The organism is Paraburkholderia sp. LEh10, assembly GCF_017814945.1.
In the GTDB taxonomy this organism is placed as follows: Bacteria; Pseudomonadota; Gammaproteobacteria; order Burkholderiales; family Burkholderiaceae; genus Paraburkholderia.
Window position 1 is genome coordinate 1 of sequence record NZ_JAGIPX010000187.1, and the last position, 1,828, is coordinate 1,828.

General features: G+C 60.4%; 3 protein-coding genes. 1 reads left to right on the forward strand and 2 read right to left on the reverse strand.

The window, feature by feature from the left end; genetic code table 11:
• Positions 1-124 precede the first annotated feature (124 nt).
• Complete coding sequence (locus J8I87_RS43810; protein ID WP_209938862.1) at positions 125-937, forward strand: IS5 family transposase; 813 nt, start codon at positions 125-127, stop codon at positions 935-937.
• A gap of 113 nt (positions 938-1,050) precedes the next feature.
• Here the strand turns inward: J8I87_RS43810 and J8I87_RS43815 are convergent, their stop codons facing one another.
• Positions 1,051-1,293: an FmdB family zinc ribbon protein gene (locus J8I87_RS43815; protein ID WP_209938863.1), complete on the reverse strand. Its 243-nt coding sequence runs from the start codon at positions 1,291-1,293 to the stop codon at positions 1,051-1,053.
• A gap of 9 nt (positions 1,294-1,302) precedes the next feature.
• Positions 1,303-1,828 (reverse strand): ankyrin repeat domain-containing protein (locus J8I87_RS43820; protein ID WP_209938864.1); only part of this gene is annotated, 526 nt, incomplete at its 5' end.

The window sequence follows — 1,828 nt, forward strand, 5'->3', positions numbered from 1 at the left end:
ATCCTGCTTGGCTTACGGCTCATGCAACGATGGCATAGCCCGGTAATAGACCGCGCAACTGATTATGTGACACAGTATCTAGAGGGTGTTAGGTACTTGCGTTGAGACCTGGTATCCTGGCCGCATGACAAAAGCAAAACGGAAAGGCTACCCGACTGATGTGTCAGACGAAGAATGGAGTTTCGCGACCCCCTATCTGACGTTGATGGACGTAAGCGCGCCGCAACGCAAATACGACCTTCGCGAAATGTTTAATGCACTACGCTGGATTGCGCGTGCCGGTGCACCGTGGCGGATGCTACCGAACGACTTCCCGCCTTGGGAAATGGTGTATCAGCAGACCCAGCGCTGGCTGCAGGCAGGCTGTTTTGAGAATATGGTCTGCGACCTGCGCTCGGTGATTCGTGTGGCACAGGGACGGCGGGGGCAACCCAGCGCTGTCATTCTGGATGGCCGCACCATACAGTCAACCTGTGAGAGCGGCCCGCGAGCGGGCTATGACGGCTATAAGCGCAAACGCGGAAGCAAGGTACATATTGCAGTAGACACGCTGGGGCATTTGCTGGCGGTACACGTGACGCCAGCAAATGAGCAGGAACGTGCGCAGGTGGGCGAGCTTGCGCGTCAGGTACAGCAGGTCACTGGAGAAGCGGTCAAGGTGGCATTCGCGGATCAGGGATACACCGGCGAAGACGCCGCGCAGGCCGCAAGCGATGAGGGCATCGACCTGCAGGTGATCAAACTGCAAGAGGCGAAGAAGGGTTTTGTATTGCTGCCCCGGCGATGGGTGGTCGAGCGTAGCTTTGGCTGGCTCAACCGCTTCCGCCGCCTCGCTCGGGACTATGAACGACTACCCGAAACTCTCGCCGGGCTTCATTTCGTGGTCTTTGCGATGCTCATGCTCGTTCATGCAGTGCCAGTACTTCACAGTGCCTAACACGCTCTAAAGGGCACGGCGATCAACTTCGGCGCTGGAGCCGCTATCTATCTCTCTAGGCGGCAGCAGCAATTCCCGGCTGGACAAGCCGCCGTACCATTGCTGCTGCCGCTTCAACCGCGGCGCAGGAGGTTGCTGCGTTCTGTAGCCGTGTAGTTGCTGAAAAGGCCTTCGCGCGCGGCCTGACGGCGTGCCGCCGCGATGATTGCTTTGCTGCGGGCGGGAGCGCACGGCGCACTGACCTGTTTATCCAGCGAGGTACTGCGACAGCGCGGACAAAGAGGCGTCGTGCCAGCACGCACAAGCGCTTCGAAATGCAACGCGCAGTTGCGGCATAGATAGTCGTATAGCGGCATGAGTTCCTTTCAGCGCAAAGAGTTATCCGGCAGGACGCTACCCGGAATTCGTGGTTGCCTCAGTTCCGCGACGTACCGATCGGTGGCGGAGATCGATCCCCGCCGGGCGTCCCTGAGCCGGCCTACCGTATGCAAGAGCTGCAGTCCGAAATCGGTGGCCATGTCGAATGCATTTCGCCCGTCGGGCGCAACGAGGCTGTCGCTGGCGCCGAGCGATATCAGCAGCCACATGACCTCGAGCCGGCCGCTGGCGGCGGCCTGCATCAGGCACGTGATGTCGTTCCCGTTCGTGTGATCAATATCGAGGCCGGCCCCGACCAACCGTAGGATCGATGCGGGTGCGCCGCCCAGACACGCGTGCCAGAGTGCCTGGTTACCTTCGTCGTCGAGCGCGCCGACGTGTGCACCTTCATCCAGCAACGCTGCGACTATGCTGTCTTCGCCGTGCAGCGCTGCCACCATCAGCGGCGTCATGCCCACAATGCTGCGCGAGTGAATGTCCGGGAAGTCGTGGATCGAGAGCCATGTTCCGAGC

Bases quoted from the DNA above. Each gene is read 5' to 3' on its own strand.
- J8I87_RS43810 (WP_209938862.1), top strand. From the start codon at position 125: ATGACAAAAGCAAAACGGAAAGGCTACCCGACTGATGTGTCAGACGAA.
- J8I87_RS43815 (WP_209938863.1), bottom strand. From the start codon at position 1,293: ATGCCGCTATACGACTATCTATGCCGCAACTGCGCGTTGCATTTCGAA.